The organism is Bacteroides sp. L10-4 (genome assembly GCF_013373675.1).
In the GTDB taxonomy this organism is placed as follows: Bacteria; Bacteroidota; Bacteroidia; order Bacteroidales; family Bacteroidaceae; genus Bacteroides; species Bacteroides muris.
On sequence record NZ_JABXJH010000037.1, the window covers coordinates 27,303 to 50,960 of the forward strand.

16 protein-coding genes and 2 tRNA genes are annotated in these 23,658 nt (G+C 46.9%); 1 reads left to right on the forward strand and 17 read right to left on the reverse strand.

The features are described from left to right. Positions 1-8: 8 nt before the first annotated feature. From HU824_RS12495 to HU824_RS12510, 4 genes are all read right to left on the reverse strand, one after another. On the reverse strand, positions 9-2,957 hold the full coding sequence (locus HU824_RS12495) for a TonB-dependent receptor (protein ID WP_176469008.1): 2,949 nt from the start codon (positions 2,955-2,957) through the stop codon (positions 9-11). 302 nt (positions 2,958-3,259) lie between these two features. After that, the gene (locus tag HU824_RS12500; RefSeq protein ID WP_136010329.1) at positions 3,260-4,879 is read right to left on the reverse strand and encodes a DUF6377 domain-containing protein; all 1,620 of its coding nucleotides are present in this window, start codon (positions 4,877-4,879) and stop codon (positions 3,260-3,262) included. 184 nt (positions 4,880-5,063) lie between these two features. Beyond that, complete coding sequence (locus HU824_RS12505) at positions 5,064-5,681, reverse strand: fumarylacetoacetate hydrolase family protein (RefSeq protein WP_136010328.1); 618 nt, start codon at positions 5,679-5,681, stop codon at positions 5,064-5,066. Further along, positions 5,681-6,337, reverse strand: a complete 657-nt coding sequence (locus tag HU824_RS12510; RefSeq protein WP_176469009.1) for a redox-sensing transcriptional repressor Rex — start codon at positions 6,335-6,337, stop codon at positions 5,681-5,683. Before HU824_RS12510 ends, HU824_RS12505 begins: the two co-directional genes overlap by 1 nt. A gap of 149 nt (positions 6,338-6,486) precedes the next feature. Between HU824_RS12510 and HU824_RS12515 the strand changes: the two genes are divergently transcribed. Beyond that, positions 6,487-6,834, forward strand: coding sequence for a translation initiation factor (locus tag HU824_RS12515; RefSeq protein WP_136010326.1), 348 nt, complete (start codon positions 6,487-6,489; stop codon positions 6,832-6,834). A 112-nt stretch (positions 6,835-6,946) separates the two neighbouring features. On the opposite strand, the gene tsf is transcribed toward HU824_RS12515, so the two are convergent. From tsf to HU824_RS12580, 13 genes are all read right to left on the reverse strand, one after another. Further along, the gene (gene tsf / locus HU824_RS12520) at positions 6,947-7,939 is read right to left on the reverse strand and encodes a translation elongation factor Ts (protein ID WP_176469010.1); all 993 of its coding nucleotides are present in this window, start codon (positions 7,937-7,939) and stop codon (positions 6,947-6,949) included. Between the two features lie 122 nt (positions 7,940-8,061). After that, positions 8,062-8,898 carry a 30S ribosomal protein S2 gene (gene rpsB, locus HU824_RS12525; RefSeq protein WP_136010324.1) on the reverse strand — a complete coding sequence of 279 codons (837 nt, stop codon included), beginning with the start codon at positions 8,896-8,898 and terminating at the stop codon, positions 8,062-8,064. Positions 8,899-9,070: 172 nt separating this feature from the next. Beyond that, positions 9,071-9,457 carry a 30S ribosomal protein S9 gene (rpsI, locus tag HU824_RS12530; RefSeq protein WP_005829603.1) on the reverse strand — a complete coding sequence of 129 codons (387 nt, stop codon included), beginning with the start codon at positions 9,455-9,457 and terminating at the stop codon, positions 9,071-9,073. A gap of 6 nt (positions 9,458-9,463) precedes the next feature. Continuing rightward, complete coding sequence (rplM, locus tag HU824_RS12535; protein WP_176469011.1) at positions 9,464-9,925, reverse strand: 50S ribosomal protein L13; 462 nt, start codon at positions 9,923-9,925, stop codon at positions 9,464-9,466. Between the two features lie 335 nt (positions 9,926-10,260). Further along, a complete protein-coding gene (locus HU824_RS12540) occupies positions 10,261-10,752 on the reverse strand; it encodes a DUF4488 domain-containing protein (RefSeq protein ID WP_176469012.1) in 492 nt (163 codons plus the stop codon). Between the two features lie 149 nt (positions 10,753-10,901). After that, positions 10,902-12,305: an asparagine--tRNA ligase gene (gene asnS, locus HU824_RS12545; protein ID WP_176469013.1), complete on the reverse strand. Its 1,404-nt coding sequence runs from the start codon at positions 12,303-12,305 to the stop codon at positions 10,902-10,904. Between the two features lie 29 nt (positions 12,306-12,334). Further along, on the reverse strand, positions 12,335-13,819 hold the full coding sequence (locus HU824_RS12550; RefSeq protein WP_176469014.1) for a pseudouridine synthase: 1,485 nt from the start codon (positions 13,817-13,819) through the stop codon (positions 12,335-12,337). A gap of 136 nt (positions 13,820-13,955) precedes the next feature. Then, entirely contained in the window at positions 13,956-15,302 is a 1,347-nt protein-coding gene (purB, locus tag HU824_RS12555; protein ID WP_176469015.1) for an adenylosuccinate lyase, read from the reverse strand. Between the two features lie 157 nt (positions 15,303-15,459). Beyond that, positions 15,460-15,534 (reverse strand) — tRNA-Val (locus HU824_RS12560). 28 nt (positions 15,535-15,562) lie between these two features. After that, positions 15,563-15,640, reverse strand: a tRNA-Val gene (locus HU824_RS12565). 322 nt (positions 15,641-15,962) lie between these two features. Continuing rightward, positions 15,963-19,190, reverse strand: a complete 3,228-nt coding sequence (gene carB / locus HU824_RS12570; RefSeq protein WP_176469016.1) for a carbamoyl-phosphate synthase (glutamine-hydrolyzing) large subunit — start codon at positions 19,188-19,190, stop codon at positions 15,963-15,965. Between the two features lie 292 nt (positions 19,191-19,482). Next, complete coding sequence (locus HU824_RS12575) at positions 19,483-20,385, reverse strand: DUF5106 domain-containing protein (RefSeq protein WP_176469017.1); 903 nt, start codon at positions 20,383-20,385, stop codon at positions 19,483-19,485. Positions 20,386-20,489: 104 nt separating this feature from the next. Then, entirely contained in the window at positions 20,490-23,414 is a 2,925-nt protein-coding gene (locus HU824_RS12580) for a hypothetical protein (RefSeq protein WP_176469018.1), read from the reverse strand. Between the last annotated feature and the right edge of the window lie 244 nt (positions 23,415-23,658).

A 23,658-nucleotide genomic window follows, 5' to 3' on the forward strand; every position in this document is an offset into this window, starting at 1 on the left:
TTTAGTCATTAAAAATTAAGGTTAACTCCCAGCATGAACGTACGCGGACGCTGATAGATGTTTTTATCGATTCCGTCATAAAGCTCCGGATCGAGACCGGAGTATCCGCTCAAAGTGCATACATTCTGTACGGCGAAGGAGAGACGGAGCGATGTCCCGTCGTTCCACAGTTTATTGAACGTATGACCGATGGTGATATTGTCTATACGGAAGAAGTTGCCTCTCTCCAGGAAATGGTCGGTGAACTGGCGGTCTTGCGTAAACTTGTTTTCGAGCGTAGAACGCAGGATGTTGCTGGAAACGCCGTTGCTGCCATAGAGTGCATCCAAGGAGTTGGAAGCAGCCACATAGTTATAGACATAGAAACCGAAGCTACCGTGTCCGTTGATGCCCAAATCCCAATTCTTGTAGGACAGACGGGTGGACAAACCGCAATAGTAAGGGGCCTTGGAACTCTTACCGGTGACGTACTTGTTAGAGTCTTCTTCGCTAGAAGTGATGGAGCCGTCTTTGGCAATGTATTTACCGTCCAGCGGCTGTCCGTTTTCGTCATAAGCTTGCTTCAGTAGATAGTAGGTATTCGGAGTCTCTCCTACCATGTGTACTTGCAGATAGCGGCCTGTACCTCCGGCGTTACCTGTCTTTACGTAGTTGCTCTCGTTGTCGATGGTGTTCAGCTTGGTAATCTTTGAGGCATTCCAAGTGAAGTTACCGCTGATGTTCCATTCCCAATCTTTGGTCTGGATGGGAACCAAGTTCACACCGATTTCAAGACCTTTGCTTTCCATATCACCGATGTTGGTTTCGATACGGTTGGTGAAGTTACTGCCGGCAGGTACAAAAATGTCGTTCAGCAGGTCTTTCGTGTTACGCCAGTAGTAGTCAATCGTACCCGAGATGCGGTTGTTCAAGAAACCGTAGTCGATACCGATGTTGTAAGTTTCCGTAGTCTCCCATTTAATGTTGGGATCGTAGCCGTTGGGGCGGTAGGTGGTGTACCACTTGTTACCGAACAAGTATCTGGACTCATCGTAAGATGCAGTATAGGTGGACAAATGCTGGTAGTAGGAACCGATGGACTGCTGGCCGGTCTGACCATAGCTCAAACGGAGTTTTAGGTCGGACACTACTTTGTTGTCTGCCAAGAAAGCCTCATCGTTCACACGCCATGCAGCGGCTACGGAAGGGAAGTAGCCCCAACGGGTCTCGGGCGAGAAGCGAGAAGAAGCATCGGCACGTAACGTAGCAGTCAGCATATAACGCTGTTTCCAAGAGTAGTTCAATCGACCGTAGAAGGAGAGCAGGTAGAGTTCAGCTTCCTCGTGCTTGGGAGAGGTAAGATCCTCACCCTTGGTGTCGGTAGTGGTATCATGGTTCTTGTACCAGAAACGTTGCCAGCCGTAACCAGCCATGGCATTGAGGTTATGGTCGTTGAAGTCTTTGGCATAGTTGGCATAGAAGTCGAGTAGTGTATTGCGTTTGTCGTTATGATATGTATAACGCTTTCCGGTACCATCCTGTTCGTTGCCGGTGTACATGGCGGGGGCCAAGTCAGGCATGTTATCGTGTTTGTCTTCCGTCAGGAAATCATACCCCATGTTCAGGTTCAGTCGAAAGTCTTCAAAACCGTGTATTTTATAATCGAGGGCAATATTACCGATGGAGCGTTTGGTCTTGTTCTGCTTGTCGGCAAGTTCCAAGTCGGAGACGGGGTTTGAGGCAGCTAGCGTGATGGGGGTATTACTTGCACCCATCCACATATAGTACCCCAAACCTACATTACCGTCATAGTTCTGATATACAGGGCGTGTAGGGTCGAAACCTACGGCACTTCCGATGACACTGGTGGAAACCGGCTTTTCGTCCTCGATGCTACCCTTGATATTGATGTCAACAGAGAGATGCTTGTCGAAGAACTTGGGCGACAAACCGATACTGGCATTGAGGCGCTGGTAGTTGTTGTTTTTCAACGTACCGTTCTGGTTGGTATAGCCCACGGACACGCGGTAAGGCATATTCTTCAAAGCACCAGTTATGGAGAGGTTGTGGTCTGTACCCATTGCCACGCGGTAGATTTCATCCTGCCAGTCGGTATTGACATCACCCAGCTTGAAAGCCTCCGGAGCATTGGCATACTTGGCAAAGGCTTCGCGATATTCGGAAGCGGAAAGTACATCCAGTTTCTTATACACATTGCCCACCGTCACGTTGGCACTGTAGCTGAAAGAGGGACGTGAAACACCGTCGGTGTTTCCTTTCTTCGTAGTGATAATGATGACACCGTTGGAGGCACGCGAACCGTAGATGGCTGTTGCCGAAGCATCTTTCAATACCGTAAACGAAGCAATGTCATTCGGGTTGATAGAGCTGATGGAGGCATTGCTGACAGGCACACCGTCGATAACTATCAGTGGGTCGTTGTCTGCTGACAAAGAAGCTCCCATACGGATACGGATGGTGCCGCCGCTGCCCGGAGCACCACTGCCCGGTACAATGTTCACACCGGCAACCTTACCCACCAGAGCGTCTTCGGCAGTCAATTGCTTTCCTTTGTTCAGCTCGTCCGGCTTCACAGTTAGCAGAGAACCAGTGACATCTCCTTTCTTCACTTGACCGTAACCGATTACAACGACTTCGTCCAGCATCTCCGTGTCTTCCTGCAAAGTGATGACGAGCGGTGTATTGCTGCCGGTAACCGTCAGTTCCTGGCCCTTAAAACCGATACATGTAATGGAGAGAATATCATTGACGGCAGCTTTCAAAGTAAAGTTACCGTCCACATCAGAGATAGTTCCCACAGAGGTACCCTTTATCAAGATGTTAGCCCCAATCAGTGGTTCGCCTGTGTGGTCTTTCACATGTCCTTTCACTGCAACATCTTGTGCCGAAAGTGACAAAGACAAGAGTAATCCCAGCAACGGGAGAATACTCTTTGCGATTTTAAGCATGCTTTTCATATAATACAATATATAGTTAATAAAAATAATGTTTGCCAAGAAAAGGAACCAAGCACGCCCGGTTCCATGCAATCCTTATACCCAATCTTCTTAACTAATACTTATCAAAAAACTACAGTTAACTTTAATCTTTTGTCGATGTTGCAAAGGTATATGATTAACTGTCCCGCGAAAAAGGCGGGTAGAAGCTTAAAGTAGACGCAAGCAGATTAGCTTTATCTATAAAACCTTAAAAAACAACATATTGTGAAAATCAGCAGAAAGTAAGAAAGTAGATTCACATAAAGGGCATAGGAGGAGTTTTACCCTATTTTCTGCACCATATTCAAGAAATCTTCTTTAGAAAGGAAGGATTTGCTCCGCACTTTCAAGCGGTAATTATATACGGTCTGCGAAGAGTAATGCAGGAAGGTGGCAATCTTTCCGCTATCTGAAATTCCCAACCGAATCAAGGCAAACACACGGAGTTCCGGAGTCAGCAGTTCGCCCTCTTTAGGATAGATGCGCTCGTTCTCCTGCAAAAGGTTATTAAAGTCGTTCACAAACTTAGGATAGAGTTTCAGGAAGACGCTGTCGAACGTATGGAAGAATTCTTTCAACTCGCCGGTGACAAAGGTGGTGGAGTGGATGGTTTTCACCAGGTCGTCCAGCTGCCCGGCCTTCACTTTCCTTGCCAGCATCTTGCGGAATTCTTCCTGCTTGTCTATATAGACGGAACACATGTTGAGGACGTAGCCGATGTACTCCTCCTTCACACGGTTCGACTCCTGCAACCGAGCATTCAGTTCCTGCAAGTCACCGTTGATGTGCTTCAATTCCTTGTTCATGTCATCCATGGTCTTTCTGGCAAGGGAAAGGCGCTTCATCTGATGATAAATATAGACCAAGGCCACCAGCAATACTGCCGCCAGGATGGATATCCATATAAATAAGGTGACCAGCTGTTCTTTTTCCTCATGCAACTTGGCCTCGTAGGTGGAGTTGATGACGGGCAACATCCCCGAAATCTCCATCGTACGGTAGCGAGCATTACAGAAGGTAGCATCTTGCATGGAGCATTCCATATAGGTATACGCACGTTCTATGTCGCCCTCGCCATAGAGCAGGTTGGCAAGTTTCCAAAGCGAAATGTATTCCTTTGTTCCGCTTTGCACGTCGGCTATTGCCGAGATGGTAAGATATTTCTTTTCCTGCTTGTGGTCTCCTTTGGCACCATAAACGCTTGCCAATGCAACAGAAGGAATGGCAAGGCTGAAGTCCTTCTGGCTATGGATATCATAGCAACCCTCCAAAACACCTATGGCTTCGTCATACTTACCCTCATACAGTAGTTTGTCGCCCAAAGTCAGTTGATAGCCTTGCGAATCGGGACGCTTCACACGCAGAATGGAGTCTTTGTACTGATATGCCAGCCGGGAGTATGACGCCTGCAATTCTTCTGAAAAAGCATAGGATGCCATCAGCGTGTACACTTTATGATAAAGATTATAGTAGTAGAACATATCTATCGCACCCAGTTCCTCCTGGGGAATGTCTTCCAAAATTTCCAGTCCTTCCTTATACATTCCTGTACCAATCATCACCTCTGCCACACGCATACGGGCAGAGTAGAGATGCGATGCTACGGACATACGCTGGGCTACTTCCACGCAACGATTTGCTGCCCACAAGGCAGAGTCCATGCGGTAGGCGCTGTATTTGCCGAACAACTCCTGGTAGATTTCCAGTAATTCCGCATCGGAACGGGTAGCCTTCAGCTGGCACTGCAAGGCATTAATTTGAGACTGACGTTCCAGTGTATATCGTTCACGCCCCTGCACAGATGCATCAAGCACCCGAAGCAATGAATCCACCTCTCTATCTTGGCAGAATAAAGGCATAGTGCAAAACAAAGCGAAAAGGATGGCAAACAAACGTTTCATGCAGTACGGTTTCTCTGTCTATAGTTCAAGATTACATCACAAAAGTAAACATTTACCCGTTGATTACAAAGTTCTTTGGACAAAAGATGTTTGGACGAAATTAGTAAAAGGGTACTTTAGCTTTATAAAGCAGAAGTTTAGTAAGCTAACATAGAGGTTTACGGACAAAAATCCCGAATGCTGCTCAGCGGATATTGAAGTCAAGTACTTTCTCTTCCCCAAGATAGCCCTGCAAATGCTGGCCGATGCTGACGGGACCTACTCCCACAGGGGTACCCGTGAACAGCAAGTCACCGATTTTCAAGGTCATGAAGCGGCTGACATAAGCAATGATTTCATCTACCTGAAAAAGCATATCCGATGTATGACCGCGTTGCACCTCCTTATCATCAATCGTCAAATGGAAGTCCAAATTCTGTACATTGCCGCCCACTTGTTCCAAAGGGACAAAGGTGCCGATAGCTGCCGAATTGTCGAAACCTTTGCAAAGCTCCCACGGATTACCCGCCTCACGGAACTTACGTTGCAAGTCGCGTGCTGTGAAGTCGATGCCCACCGTCACCGCATCGTAATAGCGATGCGCAAAACGGGGTGCAATGTTCTTTCCCAAACGGCAGATGCGTACGACCACTTCCGTCTCGTAATGCACCTCATCAGAAAAGTCGGGGATAAAGAAAGGCTTGCCATCTTTCAGAATGGCCGAATCGGGTTTCAAGAAAATAACCGGTTCATTATTCTCGTGTGTATGTCCCAGCTCCTTGTTGTGCAGAGCATAGTTCATTCCTACAGCAATAATCTTCATTACTTGATTTCGTTAAAGTTCAGTCTGTTAAACATTACAGCCAGATGGGCATAAAGGGAAGTATTCTGCACAACAATATTCTCAGGAACACGGATACGGAACGGAGTGAAGTTCCATACGGCCTTGATGCCGCCCTCTACCATGGAATCCGTTATCTGCTGGGCTATTTCAATAGGTACCGTCAGCACGCCTATATTGACATCGTACTCCTGCATCTTCTGCTTGAACTCATTCGAATGGTAAATGGGAATGCCGCTCAACGTAGTACCCACCAGTTCGGGCTTCACATCGAAGGCAGCCACAATCTCCAAGCCGAAATGGCTCAGACCCGAGTCGCGCAGCAAGGCACCTCCCAAACTTCCTACACCAAACAGAAAGGCTTTGTGCATATTTGTAAATCCCAAAAAATCCTCCAGTACAGCTATCAGTGTATCCACTTCATAACCCACACGCGTACGCCCCGAGATATTGACATACGAAAGGTCTTTGGCAATCTGTGAAGCATCAATATTGATTTCCTTGGAAATCTGGGTGGATGATACGAATCGCTCCCCCTTTTGTTTCAGCAACTTTACATTGGAAAGATACCACGGAAGTCGGCGCAAGGTAGGCTCCGGCACCTTCATGGTTTCTTTTTTCTGTAACGTACTGCTCATAGTTTCTTATTTAAGTTCTCAATATTGTGATTGACAAAAGTAATGCTTTTTTCTAATCCGTGATACGGATGCAACAAAAGCTTAACATAATTTCTAATTGCATAATTCCACACAATATTGTACTTTTGGAAAGTCTAAAAGAAAGAAATATGAAAAATAATGATTGGAAAGACCGGTTGAATATAGTCTATTCCACCAATCCGGACTACAACTATGAGATGAGCGACGACAAGGAGGAAACTACCCTTCCCCACACACAACAACGCTTGCGCGTACAACTGGACCGCAAGAACCGGGGTGGCAAAGTCGTCACCCTTGTCACTGGCTTCGTGGGCACCGATAATGACTTGAAAGAACTGGGCAAATTGCTGAAAAGCAAATGTGGAGTAGGCGGAAGTGCCAAAGATGGAGAAATCATCGTGCAAGGCGACTTCAAGCAGAGAGTCATCGAACTGCTGAAATCAGAAGGATACACGCAGACCAAACCCGTGGGATGAACTCAAGCATATCCTCCGCTTCAAAACAACCGAAAAGACACAAAAAAAGTGACCGTTCAGGATTTACTCCCAATACGGTCACTTCTTTTTATTAAATCGTTTCTAAGCGGAATTATTCAGCACGCAAAGTAAAACGCTTGAAGTCAACAACCTTCAATTCAGGATCAGCTTCCTTCAATACTTCTCTAACTGTCTTCTTACCGTCCATGATGTCTTCCTGGTTCAGCAAGCAAACTTCCTTCAAGAACTTGCCAAGACGACCCTTAGCAATATTCTGAATCATTTGTTCGGGCAGGTTTGCAGCCTTCTCGGCAGAAACAGTAGCAATGATTTCCTTTGCCTTTGCCACGTCTTCAGCAGTAATCCAGCCTTTAGCCATGTTGCTTTCCATGTGGTCTTCGCTGTCCACGTGAGCCGGATTGATACCAGCCTTTTTCAAAGCAACTTCAACAGCCTTCTGTACTTGTTCAGCTTTTGTCTTTTCGATAGCAACATCAATTTCCTTCTGTTTGATTTCTTCAGATACGCCGTCTTCGTCTACTGCAATCGGACTCATAGCAGCAATCTGCATGGCAACCTGCTTAGCCAATCCTTCTTCAACAGCCTTGTTGAAAGCAACGATGGTGCAGAGACCGTTTCTGTTCATGTGGTTATAGACTACAGTGCTTGCGCCTTCTACAGTCATGTAACCATCCAACTCCATCTTCTCGCCAGTGATACCGCTACGATCCGTTACTGCATCCTGTACAGTACCGTTACCCATCGGCAGAGCTTTTACTTCGTCCAAAGTCTTGCACTTGTTAGCTACGGCAAGGTCTAGAATATCTTGAGTCAGTTTCACGAAATCAGCATTCTGAGCCACAAAGTCAGTTTCGCACTTCAGAGCGATGACAACGGCAAAGTCACCCGTAGTCTTAGCCAGCACACAGCCTTCAGAAGCCTCGCGGTCTGAACGCTTAGCTGCAACAGCTTGTCCCTTCTTACGGATAATTTCCATTGCCTTGTCGAAATCGCCTTCAGCTTCCGTCAAAGCATTCTTGCAATCCATCATACCAGCACCGGTCATCTTGCGGAGCTTGGTTATATCAGCCATACTTACAGCCATAATATCTTTCTATTTTAATTGTTAATAATATCTTTATAAAGTAATTGAGAGCTGAGAATAGAGAATTGAGAATTGCTGTAAAGTAACTCTCAACTTTCAATTCTCAACTCTCAACAGTATGATTAAGCCTCTTCTTCTTCCTTCATGAAAGCAGCAGCCTTAGCAGCATTGATTGCTTCCTCATCGGACTTGTCGAGTCTTGCTTTTGTAGCTTTCTTCTTGCCTTTGTTTGCAGGAGCTTCACCGGCAGCTTCCATATCTACCTTTTCAGCCTTACGTTCTTCCAGACCTTCCTGCATAGCAGCGCAGCAAGCATCAAGAATCACCTCTACAGACTTAGTAGCATCATCATTTGCCGGGATTACGAAATCGATGTTTGTAGGATCGGAGTTTGTATCAACGATACCGAATACGGGAATACCCAGACGGTTAGCTTCACGAACTGCGATGTTTTCCTTCATCACGTCGATAACGAACAGGGCAGACGGCAGACGAGTCAGGTCAGCGATAGAGCCTAAAGTCTTGTCCAATTTTGCACGTTGACGTGAAATCTGAAGAATCTCTCTTTTGGAGAGGTTTGAATAGGTACCGTCGTTAGTCAACTTGTCGATGGTAGCCATCTTCTTCACAGCCTTACGGATAGTCGGGAAGTTAGTCAACATACCACCCGGCCAACGCTCGATTACATAAGGCATATTTACAGATGCAGCCTTGTCGGCAACCACCTGCTTAGCTTGTTTTTTAGTAGCAACAAACAGGACTTTCTTTCCTGATTTAGCGATTTGCTTCAAAGCTTCAGCAGCTTCGTCAATTTTAGCAACCGTCTTGTTGAGGTCAATGATATGAATACCATTGCGCTCCATGAAGATGTAAGGAGCCATTGCAGGGTTCCACTTTCTTTTCAAGTGACCGAAGTGGCAACCGGCTTCCAATAATGTATCAAAATTTGTTCTAGACATTTTCTTTTAAATTAATCGTTTACTTTCTTTTTTGTTTCTTCTAAACCAACCGCCGGGTAGTCTGAATCTGAAGAGTCCCGGTAGTTTAGATACTAAACGCTTTTTCAGTTGAGAGTTGAGAGGTGAAAGTTGAGAATTAAGCAACCTGTCCGCCCCAACCGTTCTCCAACTCTTAACGTTTACTGAACTGGAATCTACGACGTGCTTTCGGTTGTCCCGGTTTCTTACGTTCAACAGAACGAGGATCACGAGTCATGAAGCCTTCAGAACGGAGAGCAGCCTTGTCCTCAGCATTGATTTTCACCAGTGCGCGGGCAATTGCCAAACGCAAAGCCTGAGACTGTCCGGTGAAACCGCCACCGCAGAGATTAACTTTGATGTCGTACTTTTCAGCAACACCCAGCTTGTTCAACGGCTGTTTAACTACATACTGAAGAATGCTTGATGGAAAGTACTCTGCGAGGTCTCTCTTATTAATAGTAATCTTTCCGGTACCTTCGCTTACGAAAATACGTGCAATTGCACTTTTACGTCTGCCTAATGCATTTACTACTTCCATTATCTCTTATTTAAGTACGTTAATATCAATCATTTTCGGGTTCTGTGCCTCGTGTTTGTGCTCGCTGCCGGCATATACATACATATTACCCAGCAATTGTGCGCCCAACTTGTTTTTAGGCAACATACCCTTTACTACTTTTCTCAGCAACTTGTCATCACCGTTCGGTTTTGCCTGCAAACGAGCAGGAGTGATTTCTCTCTGACCGCCGGGATAACCTGTATATGACAGATATACCTTGTCATTCCACTTGTTACCGGTTAATTTTACTTTGTCGGCATTGATAATGATTACATTATCGCCACAATCTACGTGAGGAGTAAAGTTAGGTTTATACTTTCCTCTCAACAGTTTCGCAACTTTTGCGCCCAGACGGCCCAACACCTGGTCTGTAGCGTCAACAATGACCCATTCTTTAGTCACTGTAGCCTTGTTTGCAGAAATGGTCTTGTAACTTAAAGTATCCACTCTTAATTGTTTTTTAAATGTTACTACTAAATGTTTCTCTTCACCGCAAGCCAATCATCCCGGACAATGAAAGATTAACTCACTATGAATTAAATGCTTATCCTTTTGAGATAATAATCGGCTTGCAAAGGTACGGTTTTTCTTAGAACTGGCAAAAGTTTTCCACTTTTTTTTAGAGAGCCACTTGGCTGATATACAATAGACAAGGTTATCCTGCGGAGAAACGGAAGAATCTCCGTAGGACAACTCTTAGGATAAGCCTTTCACCGGCCGATGCCGTCATAAAAGGCTTTTAAAGTTATATTGAGAAAGAAACGCGAAAAGGGGTAAAAGCATCAGCGTACAATGTCTTCAGGGAATTTCGAAGGCATATCTATCCGCTTCCATGTTTCATGAAACCATGTATTCAGTTCATTCCCATTCAAATCCTTGGCTATAAAATACTTCAGATACATCACCCCATCATCCCCTATTTCAAATTCCAAGATATTGTCTTTATGGTCCAGCATGGGCAGATGGATGTTTTTCTCGATGCTTTCTTTATAAGAATTATCCGTCAGCTGTTGATAAGTGCCATATCCCGTAATGATGGCATCCTTGCCCGGAATAATCGTAAAATTAACAATGCGACCATCATCGCTTAGCACCTTAAAGGTATTACTCGGTTTCAATATCCCGGGCACATCCGGGATTTCGGACACATAATGACATAACTGCCAAATTCCTGCCAAATCTGCAGGCTTAAACTTTACACTCTCCTGCGCATTGGATTCCACTACCGCAAACAGCACCGCCGCCAGCATGGTAAAGAAATAGTTTCGTTTCATATTCGTATGATATTGGTTAACGTTATGCCATTCCATCAGACACAAATATAAAGATTTATTTCGAGATTGTAACACTTTTAGATACAAAAAAAAGCCGCACAAACAACAAAATGTTTGTGCGGTCTTATATAATCCGTATGTTCCGAGAACTAAAACTCAGCGTTACGCGGCGTACGCGGGAACGGTATGACATCACGGATATTCGTCATGCCCGTCACGAACAGCAACAGACGCTCAAAGCCCAAACCGAACCCGGAGTGGGGACACGTACCGAACTTACGGGTATCGAGATACCACCACATATCCTTCATCGGGATGTGAAGTTCGTCAATGCGCGTCATCAGCTTGTTGTAATCCGATTCACGCTCGGAACCGCCAATGATTTCTCCAATCTTCGGGAAGAGCACATCCATGGCACGCACGGTCTTGCCGTCTTCGTTCTGTTTCATATAGAACGCCTTGATTTCCTTCGGGTAGTCAGTCAGGATAACCGGACGCTTGAAGTAGTCTTCCACCAGATAGCGCTCATGTTCGGAAGCCAAGTCAACTCCCCAGTATACCGGAAATTCAAACTTATGTCCTTTGGCAACAGCCTCTTCCAGTATCTTGATACCTTCCGTATAAGGCAGGCGCACGAAGCTTTCTTTCAAGACACCTTGCAGACGCTCAATCAACCCTTTGTCGAACATGTCATTGAGGAACTTCACGTCATCGGCACAATTGTCCAAAGCCCACCGCACGCAATACTTGATGAAATCTTCCGCCAAGTCCATATTGTCCGTAATATCATTGAACGCCACCTCCGGCTCAATCATCCAGAACTCCGCCAAGTGGCGGGGAGTATTGGAGTTCTCGGCACGGAATGTAGGACCGAATGTATAGATGGCTCCCAATGCAGTAGCAGCAAGTTCACCTTCCAACTGCCCGGAAACCGTCAGACTGGCCTGCTTCCCGAAAAAGTCGTCGTCATAAATAATGGAACCGTTCTCATCTTTCTTCAAGTCATACAGATTCTTCGTAGTCACCTGGAACATCTGTCCGGCACCCTCACAATCGGAAGCCGTGATGATTGGGGTATGGAAATAAAAGAATCCTCTGTCATGAAAGAACTTGTGGATGGCAATTGCCATGTTATGACGAATACGGAACACCGCACCGAACGTATTGGTACGGGGACGCAGATGAGCTATTTCACGAAGGAACTCCATGGAATGACCTTTCTTCTGCAACGGATACGTGTTATCGCAAGTTCCCAGCACTTCGATTTCGCGGGCTTGTACTTCGGCCTTCTGGCCGGAACCGACAGATTCCGTCAGCACACCGTTTACACTCAAACAAGCACCGGTAGTGATCTCTTTCAGCATCTCTTCATCGAAGTTGCCCAAATCCACTACAATCTGCACATTATTTATTGTAGAACCGTCATTCAGCGCGATAAAGTTTACTTGCTTACTACCTCTGCGGGTACGAACCCATCCCTTCACATTGACCATAGCGCCAAAATCCTCACACTTCAGCAGGTCAATAATCTTTGTTCTACTAATCTTTTCCATAAAACAGTTATTATACCTTATTATATATATTACTCAAAAGATCCCATGCGCAGGAAGTTCACCTCTTGTTCCGTGAGATAACGCCATTCACCGCGGCGCAGGCCTTTCTTGGTTAAACCGGCAAAATAAACACGATCCAGCTTCATCACCTTGTATCCCAGCGACTCGAAAATACGACGTACGATACGGTTCTTACCAGAGTGAATTTCGATGCCGACATCATCTTTCTTAAAGTCATCCGTATAACTGATGGCATCTGCACGAATTTCCCCGTCATCCAATTGGATACCGGCTGCAATCTGCTCCATATCGGCTTTTGTCAGATTCTTATCCAAATGCACATGATATATTTTCTTTTTCAGATACTTGGGATGCGTCAGCTTAGAGGCCAGGTCACCATCATTTGTCAGCAGCAATACGCCTGTAGTATTGCGGTCCAGACGACCTACCGGATAGATACGTTCATTGCAAGCGCCTTTCACCAAATCCATCACCGTACGACGTGCTTGAGGATCATCCGAAGTAGTCACTGTATCTTTCGGCTTGTTCAGCAGGACGTAAATCTTACGTTCGATGCTGACCGTCTGGTCATGGAACTTCACTTCATCGCCACGCTTAATCTTGGTTCCCAATTCCGTCACCACCTCTCCATTTACAGAAACAACTCCGGCAGTGATGAATTCATCAGCCTCGCGACGGGAACAGACACCGGCATTAGCCAGGAATTTGTTCAGACGGATAGGCTCGTTCGGGTCTACAAACTGCTCCTTATATTCTATCTGTTTCTTCTTGCTGTACTTAGCATTGGGATCATAATCGGCTGAACGACGGATAGGACGGCTATAGCTGTCTCTATTACCGTATCCACCCGGTCTTCCACCACCCGAATTGAAGCGCGGACGATAAGGACGATCACCACCTTCATTATTGTAGCGAGGACGCTGCGGACGGTCGCCATCTTCGCTGTTATAGCGCGGACGATAGGGACGGTCTGTATTATAAGAGCGGTCGCTGTTGTAGGAGCGGTCGCTGTTATAAGGACGTTGCGGACGGTCAACACCTTCATTGCCATAGCGCGGGCGCTGCGGACGGTCACTGTTATAAGAGCGTTGCGGACGGTCGCCACCTTCGCTGCTATAGCGCGGACGATAGGGACGGTCGCCCGAATTGTTTCCATAAGGACGTTGCGGACGGTCACCGCCTTCGCTGTTATAGCGCGGACGATAGGGACGGTCGCCATTATCGTTATTGTAACGAGGACGCTGCGGACGGTCACCATTGTCTGCACCGACATTAAAGCGCGGACGATAAGGACGGTCACTGTTATAAGGACGCTGCGAACGATCACCGTTCTCACTGTTAAATCTAGGGCGATAAGGACGGTCGCCATTATCACGGTTGTAAGCCGGGCGGCTGTAGCCACCCTCCTTGCTGAATTGGTTACCATCGCGGCCGGCACCTGAGTTCTCCTCTGAGAAAGAAGCATCACGCCAAATTTCGTTTTCTGTACTCATTGTTTTTTATTCGAATAAAATTAAACCTTGGCCTCACGGCCATTCATTGTCTCTATTATACCTTGAATTTTATATGTTTCTATAACAATTGCCGGACTAAAAAGTTAAAATTCATCCGGCACACCTCTGTGGTTACTTAAATTCCCGTATAAGTATGGGGAGTAATCACCCGCAATTCTTTCTTTATCTCTTCACTTACACTCAGCCCTTCTATAAATTCCTTGATGGACACTTCCGTAATGGCCTGATTGGTACGAGTCAGCGCTTTCAACGCTTCATAGGGATGCGGATAAGCCTCACGGCGCAGGATGGTCTGGATAGCTTCGGCCACCACACTCCAGCAGTTGTCCAGGTCACGGTAGATAGCCGGCTCGTTCAGCAGCAGCTTGCGCAAGCCCTTCAAGGAACTTTGTATGGCAATAATGATATGCCCGAACGGCATACCCACATTTCGGACTACAGTAGAGTCCGTCAAGTCACGCTGCAAACGGGAAACCGGCAGTTTCACCGCCAAGTGTTCAAGAATGGCATTCGCCATGCCCAAGTTTCCTTCCGCATTTTCAAAGTCAATCGGGTTCACCTTGTGCGGCATCGCACTGGAGCCCACTTCACCGGCTTTAATCTTCTGCTTGAAGTATTCCATAGATATATATTGCCAGAAATCACGGTTCATATCAATCATCACCGTATTGATGCGCTTCATGGCATCAAAAATAGCAGACAGATTATCGTAATTGGATATCTGGGTAGTATACTCCTCGCGTTCCAAACCAAGTTTTTCGGAAACGAACTTATCGCCGAACACCTTCCAGTCATATTCCGGATAAGCCACATGATGGGCATTATAATTACCCGTAGCGCCACCGAACTTTGCTGTCACTGGACAAGCCTTCAGCGTTGCCAGCTGGCGTTCCAGACGGTAGACAAACACCATTATTTCCTTACCCAAACGGGTAGGCGAAGCCGGTTGTCCGTGCGTCTTGGCAAGCATGGGAATAGCAGCCCACTCTTCCGCATAAGTGCGGAGTTGCGCTATCAGTTCCTCTATTTGGGGATAATACACTTGCTCCAGCGCTTCCTTTACAGACAAAGGAACAGACGTATTGTTGATGTCTTGTGAAGTCAAGCCGAAATGGATGAACTCCTTATAGTCGTCCATACCACCCAATTTGTCAAACTCTTCTTTCAAGAAATACTCCACAGCCTTCACATCATGGTTCGTCACGCTCTCAATGTCCTTAATGCGTTGTGCGTCGGCTTCAGAAAAATTACGATAAATGTTTCTCAAGGTTTCGAAAACACCTTTATCCACCCCTTTCAACTGCGGCAAAGGCAACTCACACAGCGTGATAAAGTACTCCACTTCAACCTGTACACGGTATTTAATCAGTGCAAATTCTGAGAAATAGGCAGACAAAACATCCGTTTTGCCTCTGTATCGACCGTCAATCGGAGAGATTGCGGTAAGTAAATCAAGTTTCATACGTCGTATTTATGATGATAATTATCGGATTGCAAAATTACTGCTTTTTTCTGAGTAACAAGACATAAAGGATAAAGATTTTAAGAAAAGGAAGTCAATGGATAAAAAAAATGGCCTTACAATCGCTTGCAAGACCACTTTCGAACAAAATTTCCAGTGGGCGTTGACGGATTCGAACCGCCGACCCTCTGCTTGTAAGGCAGATGCTCTGAACCAGCTGAGCTAAACGCCCTTTTGATGAACGAAAGTGTTTTGGATTTTGGTGGGCGTTGACGGATTCGAACCGCCGACCCTCTGCTTGTAAGGCAGATGCTCTGAACCAGCTGAGCTAAACGCCCGTACACTTCCGTTTCAAAAGCGATGCAAAGATACAGCTTATTTTGATATTACCAAAACTTTTGCATAATATTTTTCGATATTTTTTTAGCCAATTAATAATATACCCTGATTTTCAAATACTTATACTATTATTTTTTTTGCTTCATTTTCCGGATTACCTTTGCCGGATTGCCAACGGCTATGCTATCGGATAAAGTTTCTTCTTTTGCTTCATACAGAGACTCAACCCTAAGCCAAGACAGGGAAATAAGCCCAGTATAACAAAAGAGCGGAAACCCCTTCGGCTTTCCGCTCTTGCAATCGTTTTACAGAACAAACAATTTATTTGTACTCCTGCCAGCTCTTAATCTGAATATCTTCCAGCTTCATTTCGCAGAATGCCTCGATAAAGGCACTTGCCAGGCGAGCATTGGTAATCAACGGAATATTGTGGTCAATGGCACCGCGACGAATCTTGTAGCCATTGGTCAGCTCGCGTTTCGTATGATTCTTCGGAATGTTGACAATCAAGTCGAAGGCATGGTCGGCAATCATCGTCATCACATTGTTTTCCGCATCCGGGCGTTCATCCGGCCAGTAAACAGCTTCTGTCGTCACGCCGTGAGCATTAAGGAAAGCGGCAGTACCTGCCGTAGCATAAATCTTATAACCTTTGGCAAAGAGCATGCGGCTGGCATCCAGCAAATCGACCTTAGACTTCATGGCTCCGGAGGAGAACATCACTCCCTTCTCGCGACGAGGGATTCTGAATCCGGTAGCAATCATGGCATTCAGCAACGCCTCGGAGAAATCGTCTCCAATACAGCCCACCTCACCGGTAGATGACATGTCTACACCCAATACCGGGTCTGCCTTGTGCAGACGGGAGAAAGAGAACTGGCTTGCCTTCACACCGATACGGTCGATGTCGAATGCCGACTTATCCGGTTGTGTATAAGGAGCATCCAGCATAATGCGAGTAGCAGTCTCGATGAAGTTGCGCTTCAGCACCTTCGATACGAACGGGAAGCTGCGCGACGCACGGAGATTACACTCGATAACCTTCACCTCGTTGTTGCGTGCCAGGAACTGTATATTGAAAGGACCGGAGATATTGAGTTCCTTCGCAATCTGACGGCTGATTTTCTTGATGCGACGTGCCGTTGCAAAGTAAATCTTCTGTGCCGGGAATACCAACGTAGCATCACCGGAGTGCACACCGGCAAACTCCACGTGCTCGGAGATGGCATATTCTACCACCTCACCGTTTTGGGCAACAGCATCGAACTCAATCTCCTTGGTATTCTGCAAGAACTGGGATACAACCACCGGATATTCCTTAGATACCTCAGCAGCCATCTTCAAGAAGTTTTCCAATTCTTCTTCGTCATAGCATACGTTCATCGCAGCACCGGAGAGTACGTAAGACGGACGTACCAGTACCGGATATCCTACCTTCTCCACAAAGCCTTTCACATCTTCCAGGCTGGTGAGTTCCTGCCAAGCCGGCTGATCGATGCCAAGTTGGTCGAGCATAGCAGAAAACTTGTTGCGGTTTTCCGCACGGTCGATGGAGATGGGAGAAGTACCCAGCACGGGAACGGACTGGCGGTGAAGCTTCATTGCCAGGTTGTTTGGAATCTGTCCGCCCACTGACACGATGACACCGCGCGGCTGCTCCAAGTCGATAACGTCGAGCACGCGTTCGAAGGAGAGCTCGTCAAAGTACAGACGGTCGCACATGTCGTAGTCCGTAGAAACGGTTTCGGGGTTATAGTTAATCATAATGGACTTGTAACCCAGCTTGCGGGCCGTCTGAACGGCATTCACCGAACACCAGTCAAACTCTACGGACGAACCGATGCGGTAAGCGCCCGAGCCAAGTACGACCACAGACTTTTCATTCTTGTAATAGTTCACATCGTAGCCCTGAACCGCATACGTCATGTAGAGGTAGTTTGTCAGTTCCGGATGCTCGGAAGCCACCGTATTGATGCGCTTCACGGCAGGCAGGATGCCCAACTCCTTACGACGGGCGCGTACGGCAAGGTTTTCCTTCTCCATATTGCCTTGCGGATTCAACACGAAGCGGGCAATCTGGAAGTCGGAGAAGCCAAGCACTTTTGCTTCACGCAGCACGTCGGCAGGGATGTCTTCCACCTTATTATATTGAGAAAGTTTCTGCTTGTAGTCTACGATGTTCTTCAGCTTGCCCAAGAACCAAGGATCAATCTTGGTCAGTTCAAAGATACGGTCGATGGCATATCCCTTTTCCAGAGCCTCAGCAATGGCAAAGACACGCAGGTCAGTAGGGTGAGACAGTTCATAATCCAGGTCTTCGAATTCCACGCCTTCATTTCCCACGAAACCATGCATTCCTTGGCCAATCATACGCAGCCCCTTCTGAATGATTTCTTCGAAAGAGCGGCCGATAGACATGATTTCGCCCACAGACTTCATGCTGGAGCCGATTTCACGGCTGACGCCTACGAACTTCGTCAAGTCCCAACGCGGAATCTTGCAAATCAGATAATCAAGCTGCGGAGCAACATATGCAGAATTTGGAGTTCCCATTTCGCCAATCTGGTCGAGCGTATAGCCCAAAGCAATCTTGGCAGCCACAAATGCCAGCGGATAACCGGTAGCCTTGGAAGCCAATGCAGAAGAACGGGACAATCGTGCGTTCACCTCGATGACACGATAGTCGTTTGTTTCGGCATTGAACGCATACTGGATGTTACATTCGCCCACAATGCCCAGGTGGCGGATACATTTGGTAGAAAGTTCCTGCAACATCTTCACCTGCTCGTCGGTCAGCGAACAAGTAGGAGCCACTACGATAGACTCGCCCGTATGGATACCCAGCGGGTCGAAGTTTTCCATGCTTGCCACCGTGAAGCAGTGGTCGTTGGCATCGCGGATTACCTCGAACTCAATTTCTTTCCACCCCTTCAAAGACTCTTCTACCAATATCTGCTGAGAAAAAGCGAAAGAGCTTTCGGCCAGTTTAATGAAGGATTCTTCATCCGGACAGATGCCACTTCCCAGTCCACCCAGAGCATACGCCGAGCGCACCATAACCGGATAGCCTATTTCGCGGGCTGCCTTCAGCGCATCTTCCATGCCTTCCACAGCCTGGCTTTTCGGAGTCTTCATCGGAATCTCATCCAGCTTCTTCACAAAGAGGTCACGGTCTTCGGTATACATGATTGCCTCAACGGAAGTACCCAGCACACGCACGCCATATTTCTCAAGAATGCCGTTTTGATAGAGTTCCGTACCGCAGTTCAATGCTGTCTGTCCGCCGAAAGCCAACAGGATTCCGTCGGGACGTTCCTTCTTGATGATTTCTTCCACGAAATAGGGAGTCACCGGCAGGAAATAAACTTGATCGGCAATACCTTCCGATGTCTGGATAGTGGCAATATTAGGATTTACCAACACAGAACCGATACCTTCTTCGCGCAACGCCTTCAACGCCTGCGAACCGGAATAGTCGAACTCTCCGGCCTGACCAATCTTGAGCGCACCAGAGCCCAAGACAAGCACTTTCTTTAAATTCTTTTCCATATTCTCTTGTTGTTGTCTATTATTTTTCTTCTTCACGTTCGGACACAAAAAAAAATGCGTCACCCAATAAAGGATTAACGCATTACCAAAGAACTAAAAATATCTTCCTCGAAAAAAGAGAAACCGACGGTCCCCGAATGAAATTCATTCGAACGGAGGTTATATTTGCTTCTCATTTCCTGCGATTGCATAGTCTCTTTAAAATTTATGCAAAGTAACGACTTATTTATGAAACGAACAAATGAAACGCTACAAATATCACGGCTTTTTTATCTACAGGAGTCAGAGGACATCATCGGACAGAATGCCGTAAGCACTCTTCAATCTTGTCGATAGAGGTATCTTTAAGGATAACCCGTTTCCGGCTGTCAAGCAAATATAGGGTAGGCATCGCCTTCAGGTCGTACACCTGCCGGCGGGTGAGTTGCCGTCCTTCGTCATAGCCATCTATCCAGCGGGCAGGAAAGGCGGCTTGCTGCCAGGCGGCCGTCTTGCCCCCTACGCATACCGAAAGCAGGGCGAGGCTACCCGAATCCATCAGCCTGTTCAAGGATTGCGAGGTGACAAGGCGCTCTTTGGCACGGCGGCAATCATCACAGTCAGGGTCGTTGAAATAAAGAATAAGATAAGGGGCACAGACGGTATTCAGTTGCATCCGACGGCCGTCGCGGCAGACAAAGCCGAAGTCGGCAGCCGTATGTCCCGGCCGGTTCTTCAGTGCTGTCTCCAGCCTGTGGCGCGGACGTATTTTCTCGGTTTCGTCCAGTGCGGGATTGGCCAGCAGGGCACGCAGCATCAGGATGTACAATTCTTCGTTGTGCATGGGCGAGTTGGGTTCATAAAGGTATTTGTCGCCCAACAAAATGAAATGGCGCAGCATTTTCTTCCCGACAGAGGCACGATGCAACAAGGTCTCCAGGGCAGTGTCCGCCCGGTCGGTATAAGGCAGGATGCCGATAAAGTCGACAAAAGCCTGCTCGGTGACTTCCGGGCGGTCGATGAGAGAGACATCGGAGAAATCGAAATGGTCCCAATAGTGGCACGACAAATAAGCGGCCCGTTCTTCGGGTGTGGCAAGGACGGCAGGCACATCGGGCAACCGGAACGAGGAAGCCTGCTGCGCCCGGGCTTGCAGACAAAAAGCGGTTGCCAGACAGTATAGAGACTCCAGGAAAAGGGTATGTAACGTTTTCATAAGTAGCTGTGTTTATAGGGATTAAGAAGAGAAACATAAATATTCAGGCACCTGTCCTTGTTGCGCGACGGGTGCCTGAAAACAAGAGCTATTACTTAGAAACTTTAGTTGCCTGCCGAAACCGGTTCGAGGACAATATCAGGATTACTAAACAAAGTAGCCAGGTTCCGAACCTTTGCACTATAGATAGTTCCGCTAATCTCGCAACGCAATTCCACTTCATGTGTATACCAGTTGAAATCATACTCTCTACGCAAGCGCAATTCATATTTGCCGTTCCCCACAACGGTGATTGCACCGATGCGGCTATTGTTGCCGGTACGTTCAAAAGGCACAAAGGTATGCTGAGGTACATCCTGCACTATTCCATCGGCCAATTTGTAGCGTAATGAGCCCGAGATGGGGCGATTGCTTACACGGAATGTCTTGGCAAAATAGACTACCATGTCTTCATCGGACGAAACGGTGATGTCACCGGCACTCACGGCACTCTTCACTTTGAACGGAAGACGTTTGCGCTCACCACTCTGATCCACTCCTCCCATTTCGTCTTTCCGGTAAGCTTCTGCCTGACCATAAGTGCGTTCCTTCTCACGATTGGCATCCACGGTATAAATAAAGCGACCGGACACTTTGGAGTCTTTTCTCAGTTTACCACCAAGATTGCCTAAGCGGTTCTCATCTATTTCCAGCATCGGAGCATCAATAAATATGTCAAACTGTTGGCCGAAAGGATCGACAGACTCATACTCCTGTTCATTAACATCCTTCATTCCCCTGAAACTGGTGATATCAAACTCGATATCGACTTCACGGCCGGGTTCATAACTCCATTCCAAATCAGTCACCTTCTCGGGCACATCGCCCGTTGCGGCGTCATCCGTACCTTCTTCAATAAATCCTTGCTTATTCCAGTTGACGCCCGCAGCAAAACGGAACGGACTGTAGTTGGCAAGCTCAAAAATGGTGCTACGGTAAGTGTTTCCCTTGTATTTACCAGGTCCAATTATTACGCCGTCGTCATCCATATCACTTCCTGTGGTATTACCGTCTCTCTCCAATACCGCGTCCAAAGTAGGCAGATTGGAAGCAATGCGGACTGTCTCCGCACTCTTTGCTTTGGTGGTATACATATAAATCTGATACACACCATCTCCGAGTTCGGGAGTAATATTGGGCTTACGCGCCTTAAACATACATACCTGCCCCATATTAACTTGTTTATCCGACCACGCGGTAGCCTCATCATGAAAGAACTCACAATCAAACTTGTCAGCAGACCCAAGACCGGCATCAGCATATTCATCGTCGTTGTAATGAAACAAATTACTGTTGTACACTAAAAATTCATCGGACTCACCGGCATTGATAGCATTTTGAGGTGTGTAGTCAGTACCCATTTCATGCAACTCCATATAGAACACTACCCGGGCTTTCTTCTTCTGCGGAACCATGCGATAGTAGATAGGCTCGTCCTTAGGACCGTTACCGCCGGCTCCGGCATTATACTGAGACAACTTAGGCATGGTGATGGCTCTGTTCTTCTCAGAGAAATGAAATTTCAGTTCCACAGGCTCGAAATGCGCTGCCTCGATGACAACTTTGCGTTCAGCCATTTCCGCCTGATTAAGGATACTCTCGAAGTAAATCCGCTGCCCGCCCGAAGCGGTTGCAGTATACACATACTTATATCCCCAGCCATTGTCTTCTCCATAACCGGGTTCTCCTTTGCGGATGATGTCGAGCTTCATGCCCGAAGCAGAGCGGACATCAAGTTCGTTTGCCGAAATCAGCACGCGCATGGGGAAGAGTTCGTCCGGACAGCTTTCGGGAATGGTGAACACGGCTGTAGCCTTGGGGCGATTACTGAGGTCGGTAATCTTGCCATAAAGCTGAGCCCCCATCCATGCAGGCACAAACGACTGCTTCTTTATCTTGATGACCTTGATTTTGCGTTGCAGCCGTCCTTTCTTTACGAGCAGGGTACCTTCCAGGCGGTGCACATTCTCTCCCAGGGCATAAGTGGTGATGGTAACGGTTCCCGCGCCGGTGGCAGGATTGAAGTCATTCACTATCCTTGGCTGCGCCACGGTGTTTCCTTCCAGCCAAGTGATGTCCGGCTTATCGGCATCGGTAAGTGGCGTGCCGTTCTTTGCCTCCACAGTATATGCAAGAGAATAACCCTGACCGGTAGCCTCTTCGCTGTCGAGAACATAAGAAGTCTGCGCCACGGAAAGGCGGTAGCTGTTGTCTTCCACTGCGGTCACCTCGTCGGAAATGGCTATCCATACGTTGTTGGTGGCAGCGGCTTCCAATGCTTCGCCAAAGGTGGGCTGGCCGTAGGAGAGCTCGCCTACGATGTAATGGTGGTTACGGCATATCAGAAGCTGGTCACCATTTTCATCCACCAGCATCACGCGGTAATAACTGTCTTGTGTTTCACCTTGGTGATGTCCGCGAATGATTACACTGACCGGATCGTCAAGGTTGTTTTCACATTCAAATACATATTGGCTCAGCTCTGTTGTGACATCCTGGAAGTCATCCATCTTGGCACGGTTGAGTGGAAGGGTGACGAAGGGGACACTCTTTATTTCATCCCAAGAGAAATCGAATCCTTTTTCCGGATGATAGGGAGCCACGGTACCGAAACCATTCGTGTTGTAGACTTTAAATCCGGTCACGGTGAAAACATTATTCTGAGTCGTTTCATTCACGGAAATCCGTGCATGGTTACGAATCAGCCGGATGCTATTACCGGCTGCTTGCAACTGTTTGTCTATTTTATCTCCAGTATTCTCCTTGTTGCAAGCAAAACGTGCCCAGTAAATCATTTTTCCGGACGAGCCTTGCAGCAGGGCCATTACTTCTGTCTCCGATTTTCCGGAGAACGCATTTTCGGGAAACTCCGACATGTTTTGGTTGGCCACAAAATGGATGATGCGCGTATGGTCGGGCACTGTGGCATCAAATGTTCCTGTTGTTTCAGTAGCAGAGCTGACGGTTGCCGTAGCGGTGGTGACGAACAACCCGTAGTTATCGAAACAGAAAAGACTCAGAAGCTGTTTAAAATTTATTGAAGATAAATGTTATTGCAATGAATAATATATTGTAAATCAGTAGGTTAATTGGAGATTTATTTGTAGCTTTATGAGTGTCAATCAATTAGAGTTATGGAACAATACTCAACTAACCTTACTGATAAACAGTGGCAAGTTATAGAAAAAATTATAAATCCGCAAGAAAGGAAGCGAAAACATTCTCTCAGAAACA